General features: G+C 70.8%; 17 protein-coding genes. 8 read left to right on the top strand and 9 right to left on the bottom strand.

Annotated features, from left to right (window positions below; genetic code table 11):
• Positions 1-147: 147 nt before the first annotated feature.
• Positions 148-921, bottom strand: a complete 774-nt coding sequence (locus OG496_RS42745; RefSeq protein ID WP_405974691.1) for a cyclase family protein — start codon at positions 919-921, stop codon at positions 148-150.
• Positions 922-1121: 200 nt separating this feature from the next.
• Here OG496_RS42745 and OG496_RS42740 point away from each other — a divergent pair, with 200 nt between their 5' ends.
• Both OG496_RS42740 and OG496_RS42735 read left to right on the top strand, forming a co-directional pair.
• Positions 1122-1763, top strand: coding sequence for a PadR family transcriptional regulator (locus OG496_RS42740; RefSeq protein ID WP_366492970.1), 642 nt, complete (start codon positions 1122-1124; stop codon positions 1761-1763).
• A gap of 199 nt (positions 1764-1962) precedes the next feature.
• On the top strand, positions 1963-2571 hold the full coding sequence (locus OG496_RS42735) for a response regulator transcription factor (protein WP_366492971.1): 609 nt from the start codon (positions 1963-1965) through the stop codon (positions 2569-2571).
• Here OG496_RS42735 and OG496_RS42730 read toward each other — a convergent pair.
• From OG496_RS42730 to OG496_RS42715, 4 genes are all read right to left on the bottom strand, one after another.
• Positions 2501-3652, bottom strand: coding sequence for a sensor histidine kinase (locus OG496_RS42730; RefSeq protein ID WP_405974690.1), 1152 nt, complete (start codon positions 3650-3652; stop codon positions 2501-2503). The two genes, OG496_RS42735 and OG496_RS42730, sit on opposite strands and share 71 nt — an antisense overlap.
• 428 nt (positions 3653-4080) lie before the next feature.
• A complete protein-coding gene (locus OG496_RS42725) occupies positions 4081-5766 on the bottom strand; it encodes an MDR family MFS transporter (RefSeq protein ID WP_405974689.1) in 1686 nt (561 codons plus the stop codon).
• 166 nt (positions 5767-5932) lie between these two features.
• The gene (locus OG496_RS42720; RefSeq protein WP_405974688.1) at positions 5933-6505 is read right to left on the bottom strand and encodes a YbhB/YbcL family Raf kinase inhibitor-like protein; all 573 of its coding nucleotides are present in this window, start codon (positions 6503-6505) and stop codon (positions 5933-5935) included.
• Positions 6506-6542: 37 nt separating this feature from the next.
• Positions 6543-7418, bottom strand: a complete 876-nt coding sequence (locus OG496_RS42715) for an alpha/beta hydrolase family esterase (RefSeq protein ID WP_405974687.1) — start codon at positions 7416-7418, stop codon at positions 6543-6545.
• A gap of 261 nt (positions 7419-7679) precedes the next feature.
• Between OG496_RS42715 and OG496_RS42710 the strand changes: the two genes are divergently transcribed.
• Genes OG496_RS42710 through OG496_RS42690 form a run of 5 tightly spaced genes read left to right on the top strand, consistent with a single transcriptional unit; the run spans position 7680 to position 13102 of the window.
• Positions 7680-8876, top strand: coding sequence for a CaiB/BaiF CoA transferase family protein (locus OG496_RS42710; RefSeq protein ID WP_405974686.1), 1197 nt, complete (start codon positions 7680-7682; stop codon positions 8874-8876).
• Positions 8873-9751: an HpcH/HpaI aldolase/citrate lyase family protein gene (locus tag OG496_RS42705; protein ID WP_405974685.1), complete on the top strand. Its 879-nt coding sequence runs from the start codon at positions 8873-8875 to the stop codon at positions 9749-9751. Before OG496_RS42710 ends, OG496_RS42705 begins: the two co-directional genes overlap by 4 nt.
• Positions 9748-10587 (top strand): cyclase family protein, encoded by an 840-nt coding sequence (locus OG496_RS42700; protein ID WP_405974684.1) that lies wholly within the window; start codon positions 9748-9750, stop codon positions 10585-10587. The genes OG496_RS42705 and OG496_RS42700 overlap by 4 nt, the downstream gene beginning before the upstream one ends.
• On the top strand, positions 10584-11999 hold the full coding sequence (locus OG496_RS42695; protein WP_405974683.1) for an MmgE/PrpD family protein: 1416 nt from the start codon (positions 10584-10586) through the stop codon (positions 11997-11999). Before OG496_RS42700 ends, OG496_RS42695 begins: the two co-directional genes overlap by 4 nt.
• Positions 11996-13102 (top strand): phenazine antibiotic biosynthesis protein, encoded by a 1107-nt coding sequence (locus OG496_RS42690; RefSeq protein WP_405974682.1) that lies wholly within the window; start codon positions 11996-11998, stop codon positions 13100-13102. Before OG496_RS42695 ends, OG496_RS42690 begins: the two co-directional genes overlap by 4 nt.
• Positions 13103-13114: 12 nt before the next feature.
• Here OG496_RS42690 and OG496_RS42685 read toward each other — a convergent pair whose 3' ends face one another.
• Positions 13115-14464, bottom strand: coding sequence for a carboxylesterase family protein (locus OG496_RS42685; RefSeq protein ID WP_366492981.1), 1350 nt, complete (start codon positions 14462-14464; stop codon positions 13115-13117).
• A 271-nt stretch (positions 14465-14735) separates the two neighbouring features.
• On the opposite strand from OG496_RS42685, the gene OG496_RS42680 reads away from it, so the two are divergent.
• Positions 14736-15548, top strand: a complete 813-nt coding sequence (locus tag OG496_RS42680) for an AfsR/SARP family transcriptional regulator (protein ID WP_366492982.1) — start codon at positions 14736-14738, stop codon at positions 15546-15548.
• Between the two features lie 58 nt (positions 15549-15606).
• Here OG496_RS42680 and OG496_RS42675 read toward each other — a convergent pair whose 3' ends face one another.
• The 3 genes from OG496_RS42675 to OG496_RS42665 form a co-directional block, all read right to left on the bottom strand.
• Positions 15607-15915 carry an antibiotic biosynthesis monooxygenase family protein gene (locus OG496_RS42675; RefSeq protein WP_399393247.1) on the bottom strand — a complete coding sequence of 103 codons (309 nt, stop codon included), beginning with the start codon at positions 15913-15915 and terminating at the stop codon, positions 15607-15609.
• 99 nt (positions 15916-16014) lie between these two features.
• The gene (locus OG496_RS42670; protein WP_405974681.1) at positions 16015-16863 is read right to left on the bottom strand and encodes a hypothetical protein; all 849 of its coding nucleotides are present in this window, start codon (positions 16861-16863) and stop codon (positions 16015-16017) included.
• Positions 16860-19835, bottom strand: coding sequence for a DEAD/DEAH box helicase (locus tag OG496_RS42665; protein WP_405974680.1), 2976 nt, complete (start codon positions 19833-19835; stop codon positions 16860-16862). Before OG496_RS42665 ends, OG496_RS42670 begins: the two co-directional genes overlap by 4 nt.
• Positions 19836-19876: the final 41 nt, after the last annotated feature.

The following is a 19876-nucleotide window of genomic DNA, read 5'->3' as shown; positions in this document are numbered from 1 at the left end:
GGAGCGCTGTATGTGCACGGTACGTCCTCTCTGCTGGGTCGTTCCTGCGACCTCGGCGCCTCTACGGCCGGCGCCCTGCTGTCACCCGACCATGAGCCGGTGCCCTCAAACCCCGCTCGACCCGCGGCGGAGTCGGGCCCGCGCGGCTCACTCGTCCACGAGCGCCACCGCGCGGGCCCAGCCGGCACCCGCGTTCCTGATCTTCACGGGGAAGCAGCAGACCTGGAAGCCGGTCGGCCCCGGCAGGTCCTCCAGATGGGCCAGCCGCTCGATCTGGCAGTACTCGGTGCGCCGTCCGGCGAAGTGCGCCGGCCACAGGACGGAGGTGTCTCCGCTCTCCTGATAGCGGCGGATCATGTCGGTGAAGGGCGCGTCGAGACTCCAGGCGTCGGTACCGATGACCCGCACGCCGAGGTCCAGCAGGAACTCGGTGGCGGGCCCGTCGAGGCCGGCGAACTCGGTGAAGTAGCTGAGGGTTCCGGCGTGCCGCGCGGCGCCGGTGCGCAGCAGCACGATGTCCAGCGGCTCGGGCTCGCGGCCGACGCGGTCGAGTTCGGCCTTGATCCGGTCGCAGCCGATGACGCCCGTGCCGACGTCGGAGACGTCGAGGAGCAGGCCCGGCCGCAGGAACCAGTCCAGCGGCATCCGGTCGATGTGCCGGGGGGTCCCGTACGTCGCCTTCGAGCCGTAGTGCGAGGGCGCGTCGACGTGGGTGCCGGTGTGGCTGGTCAGGGTCAGCGTGTCCAGGGAGAGCAGTTCGCCGTCGGGCAGGTCGGTCGGGTCGAAGTCGAGCCCGAAGTGCTGTTTCATCTCCTCGCTCATGTGGCGGGCGCCCTCGGCGGGGGACATGATCTCGTGGCGGACGGGGTCGGGTTCCCACCCGTCGGCGTCGATCGGGGAGGACAGGTCGATGATGCGCACGATGCTCTCCGGTCTGGCGGAGGAGTCGGCCCGCCCGGCGGACGGCCCATGTCGCCGTCACTGTGCGCCACCGGCCTCGAACCCGGATCGAGGCGGACGTGCTCTTTATTGAGCGGCGGTCGACCGCCGGAGGTGCGTAACCTAGTCAAGGTTGATTACCTGAGTGTCGAAGTACGACAACCGGGAGGGGGAACCGGTCGATGTCAGCGATCCGGCTCCTCGTCCTGGGTGCCGTACGGCAGCACGGCCGCGCACACGGCTACCAGGTGCGGGGCGACCTTGAGTACTGGGGCGCCCACGAGTGGTCCAACGCCAAGCCCGGGTCCGTCTACCACGCTCTGAAACAGATGGCCCGGCAGGGACTGCTGCGCGCGCACGAGACCGGGCCGTCCACCGCGGGCGGCCCGCCGCGCACGGAGTACGAGATCACGCGGCGGGGCGCCGAGGAGTTCCTGTCCCTGCTGCGCGCCTCTTTGCGGGCGTACGACCGGCGGCCGGACGTCCTCACGGCCGCTCTCGGCTTCGTCGTCGAGCTGCCGCGCGAGGAGGCGGTCGGCCTGCTCAAGGAGCGGCTGCACGGACTTGAGAAGTGGCACTCCGCCGTCACGGACTACTACCTGCCCGAGGAGGGTCCCGGCGTGCTGGGGCATATCGGCGAGGTCATGAACCTGTGGCTGCGCTCGGCGGAATCGGAGGCCGCGTGGTGCCGGGGCCTGATCGAACGGATGGAGGGCGGTGCCTACACGTTCGCCGGTGCGGGCGAGCCCTTCGTGGGCGTGCTCCGGGAAGGCCAGGAGAACCCGTACGCCACAGCGGAACGGCACCCGGAGGACGACCGATGACGGTAAGCGTTCCGATAAATCGAAAGGCCTCAGTCACGGCCTCGATGTATTTTTCGATCCAGTCGTCCCAGTCGTCCGAGAATCCCTTCGAGGTATCGGTTCCGTAAAATTGACCAATTTCCGGAACATTCGCGCGGCCGCATGAATGCGCTCGGCCGCGTGCACCTGAATCCCGGTTCCTGTCACATTGGGGGAGTACATGATACGGGTATTGCTCGCCGATGATGAGCACCTGATACGGGGAGCCCTGAGGGCCCTGTTGAGTGCGGAGGTCGGACTCGGCGTCGTCGCGGACACCGGGAGAGGGAGCGCGGTGCTGCCCCTGTCGCTCGAACACCGGCCCGACGTCGCCGTACTGGACGTGATGCTGCCGGACATGACCGGCCTGGACGCGGCCGGACAACTGCGGGAACACCTCCCGTCCTGCCGGATCCTGCTGCTCACCAGTCTCGGCATGCCCGGTACGGTGCGGCAGGCGATGGAGCACCGGATCGAGGGCTACCTGCTGAAGGACGCCCCGCCCGGCGAACTCGCCGACGCGATCCGCAAGGTGGCCGGCGGCCAGCGGGTCATCGCGCCCGAACTGATGATGGCCGCCTGGGAGAGCCGCTCCAACCCGCTCACGCACCGGGAGACGGAGATCCTCCACTGGGCTTCCGAGGGGCGCAGCGTACGGGACGTCGCCGACGCCGCGCGGTTGTCGCCGGGCACCGTCCGCAACCACCTGAGCAGCATCATCACGAAGCTCGGGGCGCGCAGCCGTCTCGATGCGGTCCGTATCGCCCGGGAAGCGGGCTGGCTGCTGTGAGAGTCGTGGCGTGCCGGTCCACCGGGCACACCACGCTGAGCACGAACCAGCCCTCGGGCGTCACGGCCGTCGTACATGATCCGCCGACGGTGTTCGCACGGACGGAGAGATTGCTCAGCCCCCGCCGCCGCGAGGACACCGGGCGCTCCCGCGGCACGCCGTTGTTGGCCACGTCCAGGACCACGTAGCCGTTCTCGCGGCGCACCGAGATCCGGCAGTGCTCCGCCCTGCTGTGCCGCAGCAGGTTCGTCACCGCCTCCCGCAGCACCGACGCGAGCACGTTCTCGACCTCCGCCGGCAGCGGACACCGCTCCCGGCGGATCGTCACCTCCACACCCACCGCGGCCAGCGCGGCGTGGACCTGCTCCAGTTCGTCGGCGAGCGACAGCGCCTGGATCCGGTGGGCCAGCGACCGGAGGTCGGTCAGGGCGTCCCGGGTGAGTGCGATGGCATCGCGCAGCTCGGCGCGGGCACGCTCGTCCCGCCCGTCCAGGCGCCGCACGGCGAGCTCGCCGCGCAGGGTGGCCATGGTGAGCCGGCTCGCCACCAGGTCGTGCAGGTCGCGCGCGATGCGCATCCGCTCCTGGTGGGTGGCGGCCCGCACCGCGATGTCCCGCGCACGGTCCATCCGCCGCAGCTGCCGGGCCATGCGCAGGAATGCCATCACCCCGAGGGCCACGGCGCTGGTCACCACGGCGACGGAGGCTGCCTGGTAGAGCGTCGGCCCGCCGTGCGGCAACGTCGGCCAGGTCGCCGTCCTGACCACGGTGAACGCCGCGGTGAGGGCGGAGCCGCCGATCATCGTGGCCCACCCGGCGGCGAATCCGGCCACGGCGGGCCACTCGACGCCCCAGGCCAGCACGGGCAGACAGGAGAGAGCCGCCTGCGCGGTCAGCCCGGTCCAGCACCAGCGCCGCCACGTCTCTGCGGTGCTGTGCAGCGTGTGGGCCCGCGGGGTCGTCGCGGGTGGCCGGAACGCGGCCCAGGCCACCAGCGCGGTGACCGGAGCGGTTCTGTCGAGCAGTGCGGACAGGCCGATCAGTACCACTCCGCACTGCAGTGCGGCGGTGATGAGTACCACCTTCCATGCGGCTGAGGATTCCGCGTGTAAGCCCTGCACAAGTCTCCCCGTCCATACGTCCATCACCGTTACGGACAATATTGAACGAGTTGTCAGTGCCGCGTACATACACCCCATGGCCAAATCCCGTGGTGATCCGGAGAAGCGACGTACAGGGGATTTTGTCAGGCCGTGAACGGCGGGCGGTTTCCGGTGGTGGTCACGGGGGTAGGAATACGCACTTCCATTTCGGGTCCGGTGCGAGAGTCCTGAAGTCTCCATTCACGGGCGGTCGTGACCTACTGATATTGCATTCTCGTTACGAGGATCTCCATCGCGTCGGATGTGGACTTCACCGAAAGGGAGCGGAACCGGACCCGACAGCTTGGCCGGGAAACGCGGTTGGCCGATGGCGGGTCACCGACGCGGCCGGCGGTGGCGCCGGCCCTCTAACCCTCGGCTGCCGCTCGTTCCTTGGCGGCCTCCTGCGTACCGGCCTTCGCGCGCAGCGGCACCGGCTTCCAGCAGGCCAGGACGACGAGACCGATCGCGGCGAGACCCGCCGCGACGAGGAAGACGGTGCCCATCGATTCGGCGAATGCCTGCCTGAGCGGGTAGGAGACGGAATCAGGCAGCGCCTGCAGTACGGAGGTGTTGTGCACCACGTCCTGCGCCGCGCCGGTGTTCCCGGAGCGCAGCGCCGTGACGAGCTGCCGGGCCGACCGGTCGGTCGTCCCGTTCGCCGCCCGGGCGAGTTCCTGACGGAAGGCAGGGTGCTGGACCGCGGAGTTCACCCGGTGCGCGATGGCCGTCGGGGTGAGGGCGAACCAGATCGAGAGCAGCACCGCCACGCCCGCGGTGCCCCCGATCTGCCGGAAGAACGTGGCAGCCGCCGTGGAGACGCCCAGGTCCCGGGCCGGAAGGATGTTCTGCATCACCAGGGTGATCGGCTGGCTGAAGCAGCCGATGCCGAGCCCGAACGCGAAGGTCACCGGCAGCAGCACCAGCAGGTTCTCCGTCCCCGCGATGGCGTACAGGAGAAACATGCTGAGCATCGTGACGATCGCGGAGACAAGCGAATGCACACGGTACTGACCGGTGCGGGAGATGATCTGACCCGATGTCAGCGCGCCCGCGATGGTGCCGGTGATCATCGGCAGGAGCAGGACGCCGGCCCGGGTCGGTCCGGCGCCGAGGACCACCTGGAAGTACTGCGGCACCAGGCTGAACGGGGCGAGCACCAGCGCACCGAGGATGAAGGCGAGAACGGTGCCCTGGGAGAACCGTGGATTCCGGAAGATGCGCAGCGGCAGCAGCGCGTTCTCGCTCATCCGCTTCTCGATCCAGAGGAAGACGAGGGTACCCACGCCGAACACCACGAAGCAGACGACGGACCGGACCGATCCCCAGCCCCACTCCTGGCCGAACTGGGCGACGACGAGCGCCGGGGCCAGGGTGACGGTGAGGACCATGCCGCCGGTCCAGTCGATGCGCACGCCGTCGCGGCGCGCCTGCTGGATGTTCAGGACCTTGTACACCACGGCCATGGCCACGAGACCGAGCGGCACGTTGATCAGGAAGGCCCAGCGCCAGCCGGTGATGCCGGCGATGGTGTGCGAGTTCGAGAGGAAACCGCCGATGAGCGGCCCGAGGACACTTGAGCCGGTGAACACGGCCAGGAAGTAGCCCTGGTACCGGGCGCGTTCCCGGGGTGCGACGATCTCGCCGAGGATCGTGAACGCCAGCACGCTCAGTCCACCCGCACCGATGCCCTGCACGGCCCGGAAGACCGCGAGTTGGTACATCGACGTCGCACACGCGCAGGCGACCGAGCCGGCCATGAAGACCGTGACGGCGAACAGGTAGGACGGCTTGCGCCCGAAGACGCCGGACAGCTTGCCGTAGAACGGCGTGACGATCGTCGAGGTGACCAGGTACGCGGTGGTGACCCAGGCCTGCTGCGAGTAGCCCCCGAAGTCGTCGGCGATGACGCGGATCGAGGTCGCGACGACCGTCTGTTCCATCGCGATCAGGAAGATGCCCATGAGCAGGCCGGACACGATGTACAGGATCTGCCGATGGGTCAACGCGGCCGGTTGTGACTCGGAGTTCTGGACGGCGGTGCGGTCAGCCATGGGGCAACTCTCTTCTGGTCGAGCACGGTTGGACCGTGTGAGTCGGCCGCCGGCGATCCCGGTCGACCGCGCGCAGTCGGCGGTCGGCGTGGCCGGTCCCGCTCCCGGCCCCGGAGATCGACGCCGGATCCGCTCCCCAGAAGGAGGGAGCAGATCCGGTGTCGGGTCAGACGCGCTCGTAGAAGCCGTCGAGGCGACCGCGTGCGAGTACGTCGACGGCGGCGGCCAGCACGTCGCGCGGCTTGGCGGAGTCCGGCACGGTGTTGCTCTTCCCGACCTTCAACGGAGCGGCCAGCGCGAAGAGTTGGAAGACGTAACGGTGCGGGCCGTGGCCCTTGATCGGTGCCGGCCCGAGGTAGCCGCGGCGCGAGCCTGAACTCAGCAGACGCACACCGTCGACGGGGTTCTCGGCGGCGAGATCACCCTGGGCGAGTCCGGTCACCGAGGGGTCGAGCAGGGCGATGCCGTGGTTGTACGGCAAGGCCGTCGGCGCATCGGGATCCTCGATGACCAGCAGCAGCTGTGCCGTACCGGCGGGGACCGCGTCCCACGTCAGAGCCGGCGACAGATCCTTGCCGCCCAGCCGCTTCCCGGCGTGGACGGTCGGGATCGTCGCCTCGTTCGCGAAGTCGGGACTGCTCAGCGCGAACGTGTTCTCGCTTGCCAGGTTCGGTGAGTTCCAGGCGAGGCCGTCCTGCCCCGCTCGCTTGTTCTTCAGTAATTTGCCCATGACTGCCATGCGTTTCTCTCTTGTTCGTGACGATTGCCGGGTGGGGTCAGAGCCGCCGGGCGGCGGCGGAGGCGAGCAGGGGTTCGGCGAAACGGCAGACCTCCTCGGCGCCGTCGAACTCCTGGGTGGTCGGTTCGTCCCACTCGGATCTGGTGGGCGCCCCCGGCCAGTTGTGGCCGCCGCCGAACACGGTCCAGGTGACGACCTGGGTGCCACCGACACCGCCCTCGGCGAGGGTGCGGCTGGAGAGCTCCGTGGTTCGGGTCTCGGCCGCTTCGGGCAGGCACCGGTTCGTGGCCCGCCAGTGCTCGGCCGTTTCGTGGAGCGACAGTGTCCGGCCGCGCAGGCGGCCCCAGGGTCCGCGGCGTCGGGAGTGGCCGGGGCCGATCGGTGAGATCAGGTCCGCCGTGCCGTGGATCAGCAGCGCGGACACGGCGTGCGTCGGCCGGGTGTCGAGCAGGGCCGCGGGCAGCCCCCCGGCTATGGCCGCCACGACCGCCACCCGGTCGCCCGCCTCCAGCGCCAACCGGTGGGCCATGAACGCCCCGTTGGACATTCCCGCCACCACCGCCCGATCGGCCGGGGTGCCGTACCGGTCGGCCGACCAGTCGATGATCGTTCGGAGGAAGGCCACGTCGTCCACACCCGCCGCGTCGGCCCCCGTGACACCGCGGCCGTCGGCCCAGCACCCACCGAGACCGTCCGGGTAGACGACCGCGAAACCCCACACGTCGGACTGCCTGTCGAAGGTCGTCCACTCGCGCATGACCTGGCCGGTGACGTTCCACTGGTTGCCGTGCAGCACGAGCACCAGCGACATCGGCCGGTCGTCCGACGCCGCGTGCGGCAGCCGGACCGTGAAGCGGCGGTGTCTCCCGCCGATCCTCAACTCACAGGCGACCAGGTCGCCATCGCCCAACATGTGTGATACCCCCAGATACCAGGGCGGTGCCGCCGATTCCCGACGGGACGCCGAGACCGGCCTGGATTCTTATACACCGGAACCGCGGCGACTCGCACAGGCAGATAACGGGCATATCGATTGCCAGGGTGTTGACGCAAGCAAACGGTCGAGCACGCCGTGCGCTCCCGTCGGGCCGTCCCAACCGGCGGCTTTACCCGCACTCGACGCATCCTCAAGCCTCCCCATAGTCGGCATGGCGAGGATCGGGCCCACTGGACCATGTCCTTCGCCAGGTCGAGAGGGTGCCCTGTGACGGATACGCGACTTCCGTTGGCCGAAATCAAAGTCCTCGACGTGTCCACTCTGCTCGCCGGGCCCTTCGCCGCCCGGCTGCTGGCCGACTTCGGTGCCGAGGTGATCAAGGTCGAGCACCCGTCGGGCGACCCGTTCCGCAGGTTCGGCCGGTCGCGGGACGGTGTCCCGCTGTGGTGGAAGGTTTTCAACCGCAACAAGAAAAGTGTGGTGCTCGACCTCGCCGACAGCGAAGACGCGGCACAGTTCCTGGAGTTGGCGGCCGGTGCCGATGTCGTCATCGAGAGTTTCCGGCCCGGCACGCTGGAACGGTGGGGGTTGGGCCCGGAGTTGCTCACCGAGACCAACCCGCGGTTGGTCCTCACCCGGGTCACCGCGTTCGGCCAGGACGGGCCGTACCGGAACCGGCCGGGTTTCGGCACGCTCGCCGAGGCGATGAGCGGCCTGGCGGCCATGTCCGGCGAACCGGACGGACCGCCCCTGCTTCCCCCGTTCCCGCTGGGCGATGCCATCGCCGGCCTGCACGCCGCCTGCGCGACCCTCATCGCACTGCGCGCCCGTGACCTGCTGGGCCATGGACAGACCGCGGACGTCGCGATCACCGAGACCCTGATCAGCTCCCTGGGCGCCCAGCTCACCGAGTACGACCAACTCGGCGTCAAGCCGGCCCGGTTGGGCAACCGGTCGAACAACAACGCGCCGCGTGGCGTGTACCGGTGCCGGGACGGCCGGTGGGTGGCGGTGTCGGCACCGGCGGTGTCGGTGGCCGAACGTGTCATGCGCCTGGTGGGCCGGCCCGAGCTGTGCGACGAGCCGTGGTTCGCGCAGGGCTCCGGCCGCGCCGAGCACCGCGAGATCATCGACGAGGCGGTCCAGCTCTGGGTCTCGGCGCACGACCGCGACACCGTACTGGCCGAGTTCGAGCGGGCCCAGGCGGCGGTGGCGCCCATCTACGAGGTCGACGACATCGCCGAGGACCCACAGTTCCGGGCGCGGTCGCTGGTGGCCCGGGTGCCCGACGCCGATCTGGGCACGGTGGCCATGCCGACGGTGCCCTTCCGGCTGTCGCGGACACCCGGAAGCATCAGGTGGGCCGGCCCCCGCCTCGGCGAACACACCGAAGAACTGCTGCCGCGCCCCCGGAAGGAGGCGGCGGGCAAATGAGCGACGAGCAGGTGACGCACCCTGTCTACCGGAGCTGCCTGTATGTGCCGGGCCATCAGCCGGACCGGATCGCGCGGGCGTACGAGTCCGACGCGGACGCCGTGATCATCGATCTCGAAGACGCCGTTCCGGTCCCGCAGAAGCCCCTGGCCCGGGAGACGGCCGCAGCCATCACGTCGGGGCCCACCCCCAAACCGACCTTCGTACGCCTGAACTCGATGCGCTCCACGCTGTGCGAGCAGGACGTGCCGGCCGTAGCGGGGGTCGGTCTCACCGGTGTGCGACTGGCGAAGACCGAGTGGCCCGGCGAGATCCGGCAGGTGGCGGAGCTGCTGCGGGAGGCGGGCAGCCCGGCCGTCATCCACGTGCTCATCGAGACGGCCCGGGGGCTGGAGAACGCCTACCAGCTCGCCACCGCCTCGCCGTCGGTCGGCATGCTGGGGCTCGGCGAGTCCGACCTCCGGGCGGATCTGTACGCCGACATGGACGGCGCCACCATGGACGCCACCCGGACCCGGGTGATCATCGTCTCCCGGGCCGTCGGCCTGCCGAACCCGCTGCAGAGCGTGTTCCCCGACCCGCGGAACCCGGAAGGACTGCTCGCCACGAGCATCCACGGCAAGCGGCTCGGCTTCATCGGGCGCATGGCCATCCACCCGTCGCAGGTGCCGATCATCCACCACGTGTACACCCCGCAGCAGCACGAGATCGAGGAGGCGATGGAGATCTGCGCCGCAGCCGCGCTCGCCAAGGAACAGAACCGGTCGATCGTGATCAACAGCAAGGGGAAGATGGTGGGCCCGCCCGCGGTCGCCAGCGCACGGCAGACCCTTCGGCTGGCCAACGCCCTGGACCTGGTGGGGAACGCGACGTGACCGCCACTTCGGAGCGGACCGGTGACCCGCTGCTGGCCGCGCTGGCGGCCGGTGTCGAAGCGATCGACCTCGCCCAGCCGCTGGCCAATGGAATGCCCTGCTCGCCCAACCACCCGGGCTTTCGCATGCTGCTGTCACGGCGTCACGGGGACATGGTCCGGGAGGACGGCGGATCCGCGGCCAGCGAGGTGATCGTGACCGGCGGTCACGTCGGCACCCACATCGACGCGCTCGCCCACGTGTCCCAGGACGGCAGGGTGCACGGCGGCGTGGACGCCGCGTCGGCCCAGACCGGGGGCTCGTTCGCGGTCCACGGTGTCGACGCGATCCGGCCCGGGCTGTGCCACGGCGTGCTCCTGGACGTGGCGGGACTGCACGGCGTGGAGCGCCTTCCCGGCGGCTACGGGATCACGGCGGACGATCTGACCGCGGCCGCGGAACAGGCGGCGGTGCGCCCGCGGCGGGGCGGGGTCTGCCTGGTCAACACCGGCTGGAGCACCCTGTGGTCGGACCCCCGGCGCTATCTCGGGATCGAGTCCGGCGTGCCCGGCATCACCCCGGACGCCGCACAGTGGCTGGTCCGGCACGGGATAGTGGCGGCCGGCGCGGACACCTCGGCGTTCGAACAGGTGCATCCGGGCCGGGGTCACGCCACCCTGCCGGTGCACCGGATCCTGCTCGTCGAGCACGGCACGCACATCATCGAGCACCTCCGGCTCGGCGAACTCGCGGACCGCGGCATCGCGGAGTTCGCGTTCGTCCTGGCACCGTTGAACATCGTGGGCGCGACCGGCTCGCCGCTGCGCCCGCTCGCCCTGGTGAGCGGCGACCGATGAGCGGGATCCGGGGACTCATCGACGACGTGGCCGACTTCGCCGAGCACGCGGCGCGACAGGGCCTGCCGGCGAGGCGGCGGGAGGCGGCCGTACGGGCCGTGCTGGACACCGTGGGCGTCATGGTCCTGGGCTCGGCGCAGCCCGTCCTGCACACGGTGCTCGCCGTGACCCGCCAATGGGGGGTGCTGCCCGAGGCCACGGTGATCGGACACGACGAGCGCATGCCCAGCGCCTCGGCCGCCTTCGTCAACGGCACCCTGGCGCACTGCATGGACTACGACGACACGCACCTGCCGTCGGTGCTGCATCCCAGCGCCTCGATCGTCCCCACCGCGCTGGCCGTCGCCGAGGCCACCGGTGCCGACGGCCCGCGCCTGCTGGACGCCGTCGCGGTGGGCACCGAGGTGTGCATCAGGCTGGGCATGGCCGGATACGACGAGGAGCGGCGGAACTCGATCTTCTTCGACCGGGGCCAGCACGCGACCAGCATCTGCGGCGCGGTGGGGTCCGGCGTGACGGCGGCGATGCTGCTGGCCGGCGACGCCGCCACGATCGCCGCCGCCGGAGCCATCGCGGCCAGCATGTCCAGCGGGTTGATCGAGGCCAACCGGACCGGCGGTACGGTCAAACGGATACAGACCGGGTGGGCGGCGCACTGCGGGGTCACCGCGGCCCAACTGGCGGTGGCCGGGCTCACCGGGCCGCCCACCGTCCTCGAAGGACGCTTCGGCTTCTTCCGGGCGTTCTGCGGCGAGCGCGCACGACCGGAGCGGGTCACCGCCGGACTCGGCGACCGCTGGCACGCCGACCAGATGCACGTCAAACCCTATCCGTGCAACCACTTCACCCACACCGCCATCGACGCCGCGATCGAGCTGCGGCGCCGGGGCGTCAAGCCCGGCGACGTGCTCGCCGTCGAACTCGGCGTGGCGGAACCGGTGTTGCGCACGATCGCCGAACCGGCGGCCGACAAGGCCGCCCCCACGACCGGCTACGCGGCGGCGTTCTCCGGCCCGTACGCCCTTGCCGCCGCACTGGTCGGCGGCGGCGGTCTCGGTGCCTACGTCGACGACTTCACCGACCTGGCGGTCCGTCGTCCCGACGTGCTCGACCTGGCCCAGAAGGTGCGGTGCCACGCCGACCCCGAGTGCACCAGGATCTTCCCCGACCAGCTGCCGGCCAGGGTGACCGCGCACCTCGCGGACGGCCGGACCGAGCAGGTGGCCTGCCTCAGCAATCGGGGTGGGCCGGGCCGGCCGCTGACCGACGGCGAGCTGGACCTGAAGTTCTCGCTCAACGCCCGGACCCGCTACGACTCCGCGACCGCGGCGTCGATCAGTCACGAGATCCGTCGACTGGCCGGGGCCGCGGATGTCCGACCGACCATGCAACTGCTAGGAGGTATTTCGTGACCGGCCTCAGCGCGGACCCGAAATGGGCGACACTGGACCCCGCGATCCATCCGACCGACCCCGACGACTACCTCAGGGTCGCCCTCGCCTGGCACTTCGGCGCCGAGACCGGGTCCCCCTTCTGGCTGAGGCGGGCCGAGAAGCTCGACTTCGACCCGCTGCACGACGTGCGCGGCTACGAGGACCTGGCGATGTTCCCCAACGTCGTCGACGAGTTGCGGCACATCGCCGTCGAGGATCTGATCCCCCGCGGCTACGGACCCAACCCGCCGATGCCGAAGGTCTTCGAGACGGGCGGCACCACCGGCGCGCCGAAGCGGGTCATCCTGATGCCGGACTGGATCGAGGCGGCCCTCGACCGGATGCTCGCCGGCCCGGTGTTCGCCGGACGGGAGCCGACCAACATCCTGGTGGCGGCACCGACCGGGCCGCACAAGATCGGTTCCCAGTACGACTGGGTCGTCGCACGGCAGAACACGCTCAAGTTCGCGATCGACATCGACCCGCGATGGGTCAAGAAGCTGATCAGCCAGGGCAAGAACGACGAGGTCAAGGCGTACGTCGAGCATGTGCTGGACCAGATCGGGCACGTGTTGGAGAGCCAGCACGTCGGCATGCTGGTGACCACTCCACCGCTGTTGCGGGCGTGCGCGGGTCGCCCCCGGCTCGCCGAGCTGATCAACTCCAAGATCGATGTGGTGTTCTGGGGCGGCGCCCACATGACCGTGGACGAGCGGTTCCAGCTCGCCCATGAGCACTTCCCGGACGTCAGGCTGATCAGCAGGTACAACAGCGCGCTGATCCTGGAGGGAGCCAGGGAACGTGACGGGCTCAGTGCCGACACGGACATCACCTACGACCCGCGCAGCCCCGTGGTGACCTTCCGGGTGGTCGACCCTGGGACCCTGCAGCCCGTCGCGTACGGCGAGCGCGGGCAGGTCGTGATGAACCACATCAGCAAGGGCATGTTCCTGCCCAACAACCTCGAACGGGACAGCGCCGTCCGGGTTCCGGGCCGGCCGGGTCAGATCGGTGACTCGGTGGCCGGCCCGAAGCCCGTCGACACGTTCGGCGGCGAGCGCGTGATCGAGGGCATCTACTGAACCGAGCCCCGCCTACGGCTCGATCCGGTGCCGGGTGGGCCGCGCGGGGGACCAGGGCGCCCAGCCCGGCCGCTCGTCCCTCGCCAGTCCCATCAGCGCGGCCTGCTGCTCGGCGCCCACCGCGCGGTCGACATCGGTGCCTTCCGAGCCGTGCGGATCGATGAACAGCGTGGGCAGATCGACACCGTGTACCGCCTTTCCGGCGAAGAGCGGGTTCTGGGCGATCGGCGAGACGGTGGGGCTGTAGTCGAACGTCTGCCACCACCCCCGGCCGCCGGCCCGGTGCGCCGCCGTGAGCAGGCGTTCGGCCGGCTCGTAGTACACCTTCTCGGTGAGGAACTCGATCTTCTCGTCGTGGTCCGCGGCGGGATCAGGACCGGACCGGGCCGCGTACATCTGATCGACCATGTCCGACGAGTAGATGTCGTACGCCCTGGCTTCGTCCGCGGTGACCGAGACCAGCGTGGGGACGTCGGCCATGAGCCCGTCGGCGACGGACTCCAGCGGCGGCCGGGGCACCACCGTCCCGTCGACGAAGGGCCCGTAGTGCACTCGCCCGTCGCTCTTGAGGAGCCGCCGATGGATGTGCCGGAGCGCCACGTTCGACACGGCCGCAAGCGCTGACGGAGTGGTGGCCAACGACTCCGCCCCGGCCATGAACCGCTCGGCACGGCGTACCGCCTCGGCCCTCGTCACGAGGGACTCGGCGTTCCCGCTGTAGAGGGCGGCCTTGTGGAACAGGCCACGGGCGGCCGGAGCGCCCAAGAGCGTGCCCACGTCCGATCCGCCCGAGGACACACCGAAGACGCACACGTTGTCGGGGTCGCCGCCGAACCGGCCGACGTTGTCACGGATCCACCGCAGCAACAGGATCTGGTCGAGGACGGGCAGGTTGGCGCTGTCGCCGAAGTCCGGGTCGAGGTCTCCGAGATACAGCCAGCCCCACGGCCCCAGCCGGTAGTTCGCGGTGATGATGACCGCATCATGCCGGGCCGCGTAGACCCACGCGTCCATGGACGGCGAACTGCCGCTGCCGTACACGTGGCCACCGGCGTGCAGCCACACCAGAACCGGCCGGGCCTGGCCGTCGGCGGCCGGCGACCAGATGTTCAGGTTGAGGCAGTCCTCCTGCTCGACCGCGTCCTCGTACACGACCTGCCACGACATGCCCGAGAAGATCGGCACCTGCCAACTGATGGGCCCCCACCGGGTCGTCTCGCCGGGGTCACCCGGCCGCACCGGGACCGCGGGGCGGAACCGCCGCTCGATCCTTCCGTACGGCACACCGCGCCAGTTCGGCACATCGCGGTCCAGAAATCCGTGAACCGGTCCGGATGACGTCTCGACTGTCAGGTCACTCATCGCCGGTGCTCCTAAGGATCGACGGTGCCGGCTGGGCACGTCCGCCCGGCAGATGCTCACAGTGCGCACTCGACTCCCGCTCAACAGCTCGTCGAGCACAGTTCGAGTGCTCTCCACGGCGGGTGGCGCTCATACGGGAGGCGGAGACGAATGCCCAGGATGACCATGCAGGATTCATGGGGGCATTGATGCGGTACGCCCTTCAACGCCCGTGCCCCGGATGACACGCTCCGATCGTCTGTGATTACGAGACGACACGAAGGGTTCACTCATGCGGATGCAACTCGGTGTCCTCGGCCCGCTCCACGCCGAACTGGGCGGCTGCTCGATCGTCCCCACGGCCGGAAAGCCCCGGCAGGTCCTCGCCCTCCTGGCGCTGCGGGTGGGACGTGCCGTGCCGGTGGCGACCCTGATGGAGGAGCTGTGGGGGGACTCCCCGCCGCGCAGCGCCTCGACCACCCTGCAGACGTACATACTCCATCTGCGGCGGGCCATCGCCAGAGCGCTGCCCGAGGACTGTGCGGCGTCCCCGAAGGACGTCCTGGGTATGTCCTTCGGGGGCTACCGGCTCGCCGCCGTCGTCGAGGAGCACGACCTGAACGCCTTCGAGGACCTGGCCCTGCGCGGCGCCATCGCGCTGGAGGCCGGAGATCCGCCGGTGGCCGCGGACCTGCTGGCCCGGGCCCTGGGCATCTGGCGCGGGCCCGCGCTGGAGGACGTGCCCCGGGGCACGGTCCTGGAGCTGGAGGCCATCGGCATGGAGGAGACCCGGATGCAGGTACTGGAGCAGCGCATCACGGCCGAACTCCGTCTGGGCCGACAGGCGTTGCTCATCCCGGAACTGCGGGTGCTCACCGCCCGCCACCCGCTGAACGAGAACCTCAGCGCCCAGCTCATGACGGCCTTCCACCGGGCGGGCAGCACCTGGCGGGCGCTGGAGGAGTTCCGCAGGCTGCGCCGCAGCGTGGGCGAGGAGCTCGGCATCGAACCGGGCGCCCGGCTCCAGCGGCTGCACCAGTCCATCCTGAACGGGGAGTCGGAGACCGGCGATCCCGGCCGCCCCAGCCCTCTGCTCGCAGGCTGACGACCGTGCGACACCGCTGTCCGGCCGGCCGGTACCGGCCGGCCGGACAGCGGTTCCGTCATGCCTGCGTCCGGTCCGCCACGGTGCGCTCCAGAACGTCGACGTACAGGTTGGGATCGCTGGTGCTCAGTTCCCGCAGGGCCCGCGCGTGCGGGGCGAACTCCGGTTGGGAAACGGCCTGTTGGAAGTGTTCCCGACTCTCCCACTCGGCGATGTTGACGTACGTGCCGGGCTGGTCCGCATGGCGCAGCAGACGGTGCCGCAGAAAGCCGGGCCGGGCGCTGAAGAACCGCGAGGTCTCGTCGAAGACGCGCTCGAACTCCACCGTGGAGCCGTGCACGTCGAAGCGGTTGACAAAGGTGATCACCTGGGGGTTGCCTCCTCCTGGGCGTGGGCGGGATCCGCAGGCGCCATCGTCGCCCCGCCGGCTCGACCGGGGCTCGAAGGCCCAGCCCGTCCCGGCAGGTCAGTCACCCTCCGCCCGCTGCTCCTCGTCGCCGCTGTCGCCGCTGTCGCCGCTGTCGCCGCTCAGGATTCCCCAGGCGTACCCGGCGGCCCGCCGCACCAGTTCGGCGAGCGCCTCGGTGTCGGCCTCGTTGCCGCCCGGTGGCGGACCGAGTCTGCGCACCATCCGGTCCGGGGCGGCGGGCGGCAGCGGGTGCAGTGCCACCCCGGTCAGGTCACCGCCGGCGAAGAAGCCCTCGTCGGCGGAGAGTTCGGCGGGGCCGGCGGGTGTTTCGCCGGACGGTGCGCTGCGTGCCGCACGGAGCCCGGCGAGCATTTCCTCCCGGTTGCGGCCGCGCAGTGCGGGCAGCAGGAAGGGGTTGTCCTCAAGGGCACCGGCGAACGTGTAGTGCACGGCCGCGCCGTGGACGCACGGATCACCGGTGTCGCGGCATCCGCACTGCGACGAGAACTCACCGCGCCGGGGGAACAGTGTGAGCCCCACCTGCCCGAAGGTCTCGTCGATGCTCTCCGGCATCCGGCCCTGGAGCAGACCGGCCGCGTGCTGGAGCTGACCCGCGAGGGCACGCACCGCCGCCTCCCACTCCTCGTCGGTGAACACGGGCAGGTTGAGCGTCACCTGGTAGGTGCGCCCGCCCTGCTCGACCCGCGCGGTCACCTCGCCCGGGCGGACCTGCAACCCCTGCACGGCGCCGTTGCGGGCCAGCGAACGGCCGCGGGGCAGACGGGTGTTGGGGTAGGTGGCGCCGAGCGACTCCAGGGCCCGGATCCAGCGCCTGCTCGACCAGGTAGCGCCGAAGGTCTGCTGTCGCTCGCGGGTGATGGTGCTGCGGCCGGTGGCCGGGCTCATACGGTGTCTCCCGAGTCGGCGAGCCGGACCAGGGCGCGCAGCGCCTCGTCGTCCAGCTCGGTCAGCCAGGTCTCGCCGGTGCCGACGACCGCGTCGGCCAGCGAACGCTTGCTCTGCAGAAGGGCGTCGATGCGCTCCTCGAACGTGTCGGCGGTGACCAGCTTGTGCACCAGCACGGTCTTGGTCTGGCCGATGCGGTGGGCGCGGTCCGTGGCCTGGTCCTCGACGGCGGGGTTCCACCACCTGTCGTAGTGCATCACATGTGAGGCGCGGGTCAGGTTCAGGCCGAAGCCGCCCGCCTTGAGGCTGATGAGCAGCAACGGCGGTGCGTCGTCGTCCTCCTGGAAGGCGTGCACCATCCGGTCCCGCTGCTCCGGTGAGGTCCCGCCGTGCAGGAACGGGACGCGGTCCAGGCCGAGTTGTGCCGACAGATGGCTCGCCAGCAGGTCGCCCATCACCCGGTACTGGGTGAACACCAGCGCCCGCTCGCCCGCCGCCACCACCTCGCCGAGCATGTCGGTGGCCCGCTCCAGCTTGCCGGAGCGCCCGGCGAGCTGCCCCGCGTCGGTGTCCTCCGCTCCGAGGTACTGGGCCGGATGGTTGCAGATCTGCTTGAGGTGGGTGAGCAGCCGCAGGACGTTGCCCCGCCGCTGGATGCCGGTGCCCAACCCCTCCTCGCCCGTGCCGAACGCCTCGTCCACCGCGGCCCGGTACAGCTCCGTCTGCTCCGGGGTCAGGTCGCACGACACCGTGGACTCCAGCTTGGCGGGCAGTTCGTCGACGACCGTGCTCTTCATCCGCCGCAGCATGAACGGCGCGGTGACGGTGCGCAGCCGCTCGGCGGAGCGGGTGTCGCCGTCGCGCTCGATGGGTACGGCGAGCTGCTCCTTGAAGCGGTGGTGCGAGCCGAGCAGGCCCGGGTTGGCGAAGTGCATGATCGACCACAGCTCGGAGAGCCGGTTCTCGACCGGGGTGCCGGTCAGGGCCACCCGGGCCTGCGCCGTCAGCCGGCAGGCGGTGCGTGCGGTCTGTGCCGCCTGGTTCTTGATCTGCTGGGCCTCGTCGAGCACGACCAGATCCCAGTCGACCGAGGTCAGCAGCTCGGCGTCCAGACGCAGCAGCGCGTAACTGGTCACATGGACCGTGCCGGGGGTGAACTCCTCGGGGCGGGTGGCCCGTTGGGGCCCGTGATGCCGTACGACATCGAGGTCCGGGGCGAAACGGGCCGCCTCGCGGGACCAGTTACTGACCACCGAGGTGGGACAGACGACGAGTTGCGGCCGTTCGCGGGGCCGTCCGGCGAGCAGGCCGATGGTCTGGAGGGTCTTGCCGAGGCCCATGTCGTCGGCGAGCAGGGCACCGAAGCCCAGCTCGGTCAGCGACTGGAGCCAGGCGACGCCGCGCTTCTGGTAGTCGCGCAAGTCGGCCTGCACACCGATGAGTCGGGGCTCCTCGTTCGCGATCGCCTCGCGCAGGCGGCCGACCAGCTCGGCGACCGAGCCCTCGGCCAGCGCGGGCACGTCGCCGAACTCCTCCGTACGGTGCCGGCCGCACAGCGCGACGGACAGGGCCTCGGCGGTGGACAGCCGTCCGGTCCGCCCCACCAGGGCGGCCAGTTCGGCCACGCGCTCGCAGTCGACCCGTACCCACGAACCGCGCCAGAGCGCGAACGGTTCCCCGCGCGCGGCCAGTTCGGCCACCTCGTCCGCGGTCACCACCTCGTCGCCCACCACCGCCTCCCAGCGGTAGGTGACGGTACGGTGCCGGGTCCCGGCGGTGTCGCCACGCCTGCCGCCGCGACGGGACCCGACGCGCAGCCGGGGCCCGAGCGAACGGTCGCCGTCGGCCAGTTCCCGCGGGACGATCACCTCGATGCCCGCGTTGCGCAGGTCGTTGCCCGCGTCGCCGAACAGGTCGGCGGCCTCCATGGGGGTGAGCCGCACCTGGGCGGGCCGCGCCTCGCCGAGGCAGACGGCCACGGGCCTGAACCAGCGGGCGGCGACACCGAGCGACGCGGTCAGTGTCTCCTGCGGATGGTCCAGGAGGCGGTCGCCGAGCGGTATCGCCGAGGCCTGGCTGCTCCACACCCGCTGCGCGGGCAGCAACAGCGCCGGTTCGTCCGCGGCCTGCAGATGGAGGGTCAACGGCCAGGGCGCGTCCGGCCCCTCCGGCAGCCCCAGCCGCAGACACAGCCGGCCCACGACGCGCTCACCCGCGGCGGCGGCCGCCCACCGTCCGACGGCATCGACGGACGGAGCACCGGGATGCGCTGTCTCCGCCCGGTCCCCCGTCAGCGCGGCGATCCACGCACCGACGCCACCGGCCTCCGGGGTCCGTGCCGCGGCCGCCGGGGCAGCCGCCCGTACACAGGCGTCGGCGACGGCGTCACCGAAGGCACCCAGCAGTGCCCGCGCCGACCAGACCCGGTCACCGACGGGGCCGTCGGTGACGACGGCTCCGGCGTCGGACGGTCCCGTCAGCCGCAGTGCGTGTGCCGCCCCCGGCAGTGCCTCGGCGAGCGTGTCCAGACGTGGGTCGCCGGCCGGTTCGACACGCCAGTGCGCCAGGGCCCGCGCATCCGGCGCCGGGCGGAGGAAGGGAATCGTGTGCCCGGCGACCACGTGTTCCAGGGCCCAGCGCACGGCCACCGACCAGGCGTGCACCGACCGGCCGAGCCGGGCGTCGTCGTCCCCCGGCACGAGGTGGGCCAGCGTGCGCAGTACCTCGCTCAGCGGCACCAGCAGTGCGGGCACGTCCGCGTCGACCAGCCGGCCGTCGCGAGGCAGGAGTGTGGGCAGCCGGTCGAGGGCCCGTGTGTCGTCCGCCCGGCCGAGCAGGCCCGCCGCCACGGCGTACGCCGCCGGGTCCGCCGTACCCCAGAAGGCCATGCGCCCCTGCCCCGGCACCTCGGCGTCCGGTACGAACGTCGCCTGCAAAAGGCCGGGAAATCCGGGGGTTTCCAATACATCCATCCGGTGGTCCTGTCTTTCGGAATACGAGACGCCGACGGGCC

This window comes from Streptomyces sp. NBC_00988 (assembly GCF_045162645.1).
GTDB lineage: Bacteria > Actinomycetota > Actinomycetes > Streptomycetales > Streptomycetaceae > Streptomyces.
The sequence above is the reverse complement of the archived record's forward strand: the minus strand, read 5'-3'. Positions and strand labels throughout refer to the sequence as shown.

Coding starts and splice junctions, on each gene's coding strand:
- OG496_RS42740 (WP_366492970.1), top strand. CDS start 1,122: ATGTCAGCGATCCGGCTCCTCGTCCTGGGTGCCGTACGGCAGCACGGC.
- OG496_RS42735 (WP_366492971.1), top strand. CDS start 1,963: ATGATACGGGTATTGCTCGCCGATGATGAGCACCTGATACGGGGAGCC.
- OG496_RS42725 (WP_405974689.1), bottom strand. CDS start 5,766: ATGGCTGACCGCACCGCCGTCCAGAACTCCGAGTCACAACCGGCCGCG.
- OG496_RS42720 (WP_405974688.1), bottom strand. CDS start 6,505: ATGGCAGTCATGGGCAAATTACTGAAGAACAAGCGAGCGGGGCAGGAC.
- OG496_RS42715 (WP_405974687.1), bottom strand. CDS start 7,418: ATGTTGGGCGATGGCGACCTGGTCGCCTGTGAGTTGAGGATCGGCGGG.
- OG496_RS42710 (WP_405974686.1), top strand. CDS start 7,680: ATGTCCTTCGCCAGGTCGAGAGGGTGCCCTGTGACGGATACGCGACTT.
- OG496_RS42705 (WP_405974685.1), top strand. CDS start 8,873: ATGAGCGACGAGCAGGTGACGCACCCTGTCTACCGGAGCTGCCTGTAT.
- OG496_RS42695 (WP_405974683.1), top strand. CDS start 10,584: ATGAGCGGGATCCGGGGACTCATCGACGACGTGGCCGACTTCGCCGAG.
- OG496_RS42685 (WP_366492981.1), bottom strand. CDS start 14,464: ATGAGTGACCTGACAGTCGAGACGTCATCCGGACCGGTTCACGGATTT.
- OG496_RS42680 (WP_366492982.1), top strand. CDS start 14,736: ATGCGGATGCAACTCGGTGTCCTCGGCCCGCTCCACGCCGAACTGGGC.
- OG496_RS42670 (WP_405974681.1), bottom strand. CDS start 16,863: ATGAGCCCGGCCACCGGCCGCAGCACCATCACCCGCGAGCGACAGCAG.
- OG496_RS42665 (WP_405974680.1), bottom strand. CDS start 19,835: ATGGATGTATTGGAAACCCCCGGATTTCCCGGCCTTTTGCAGGCGACG.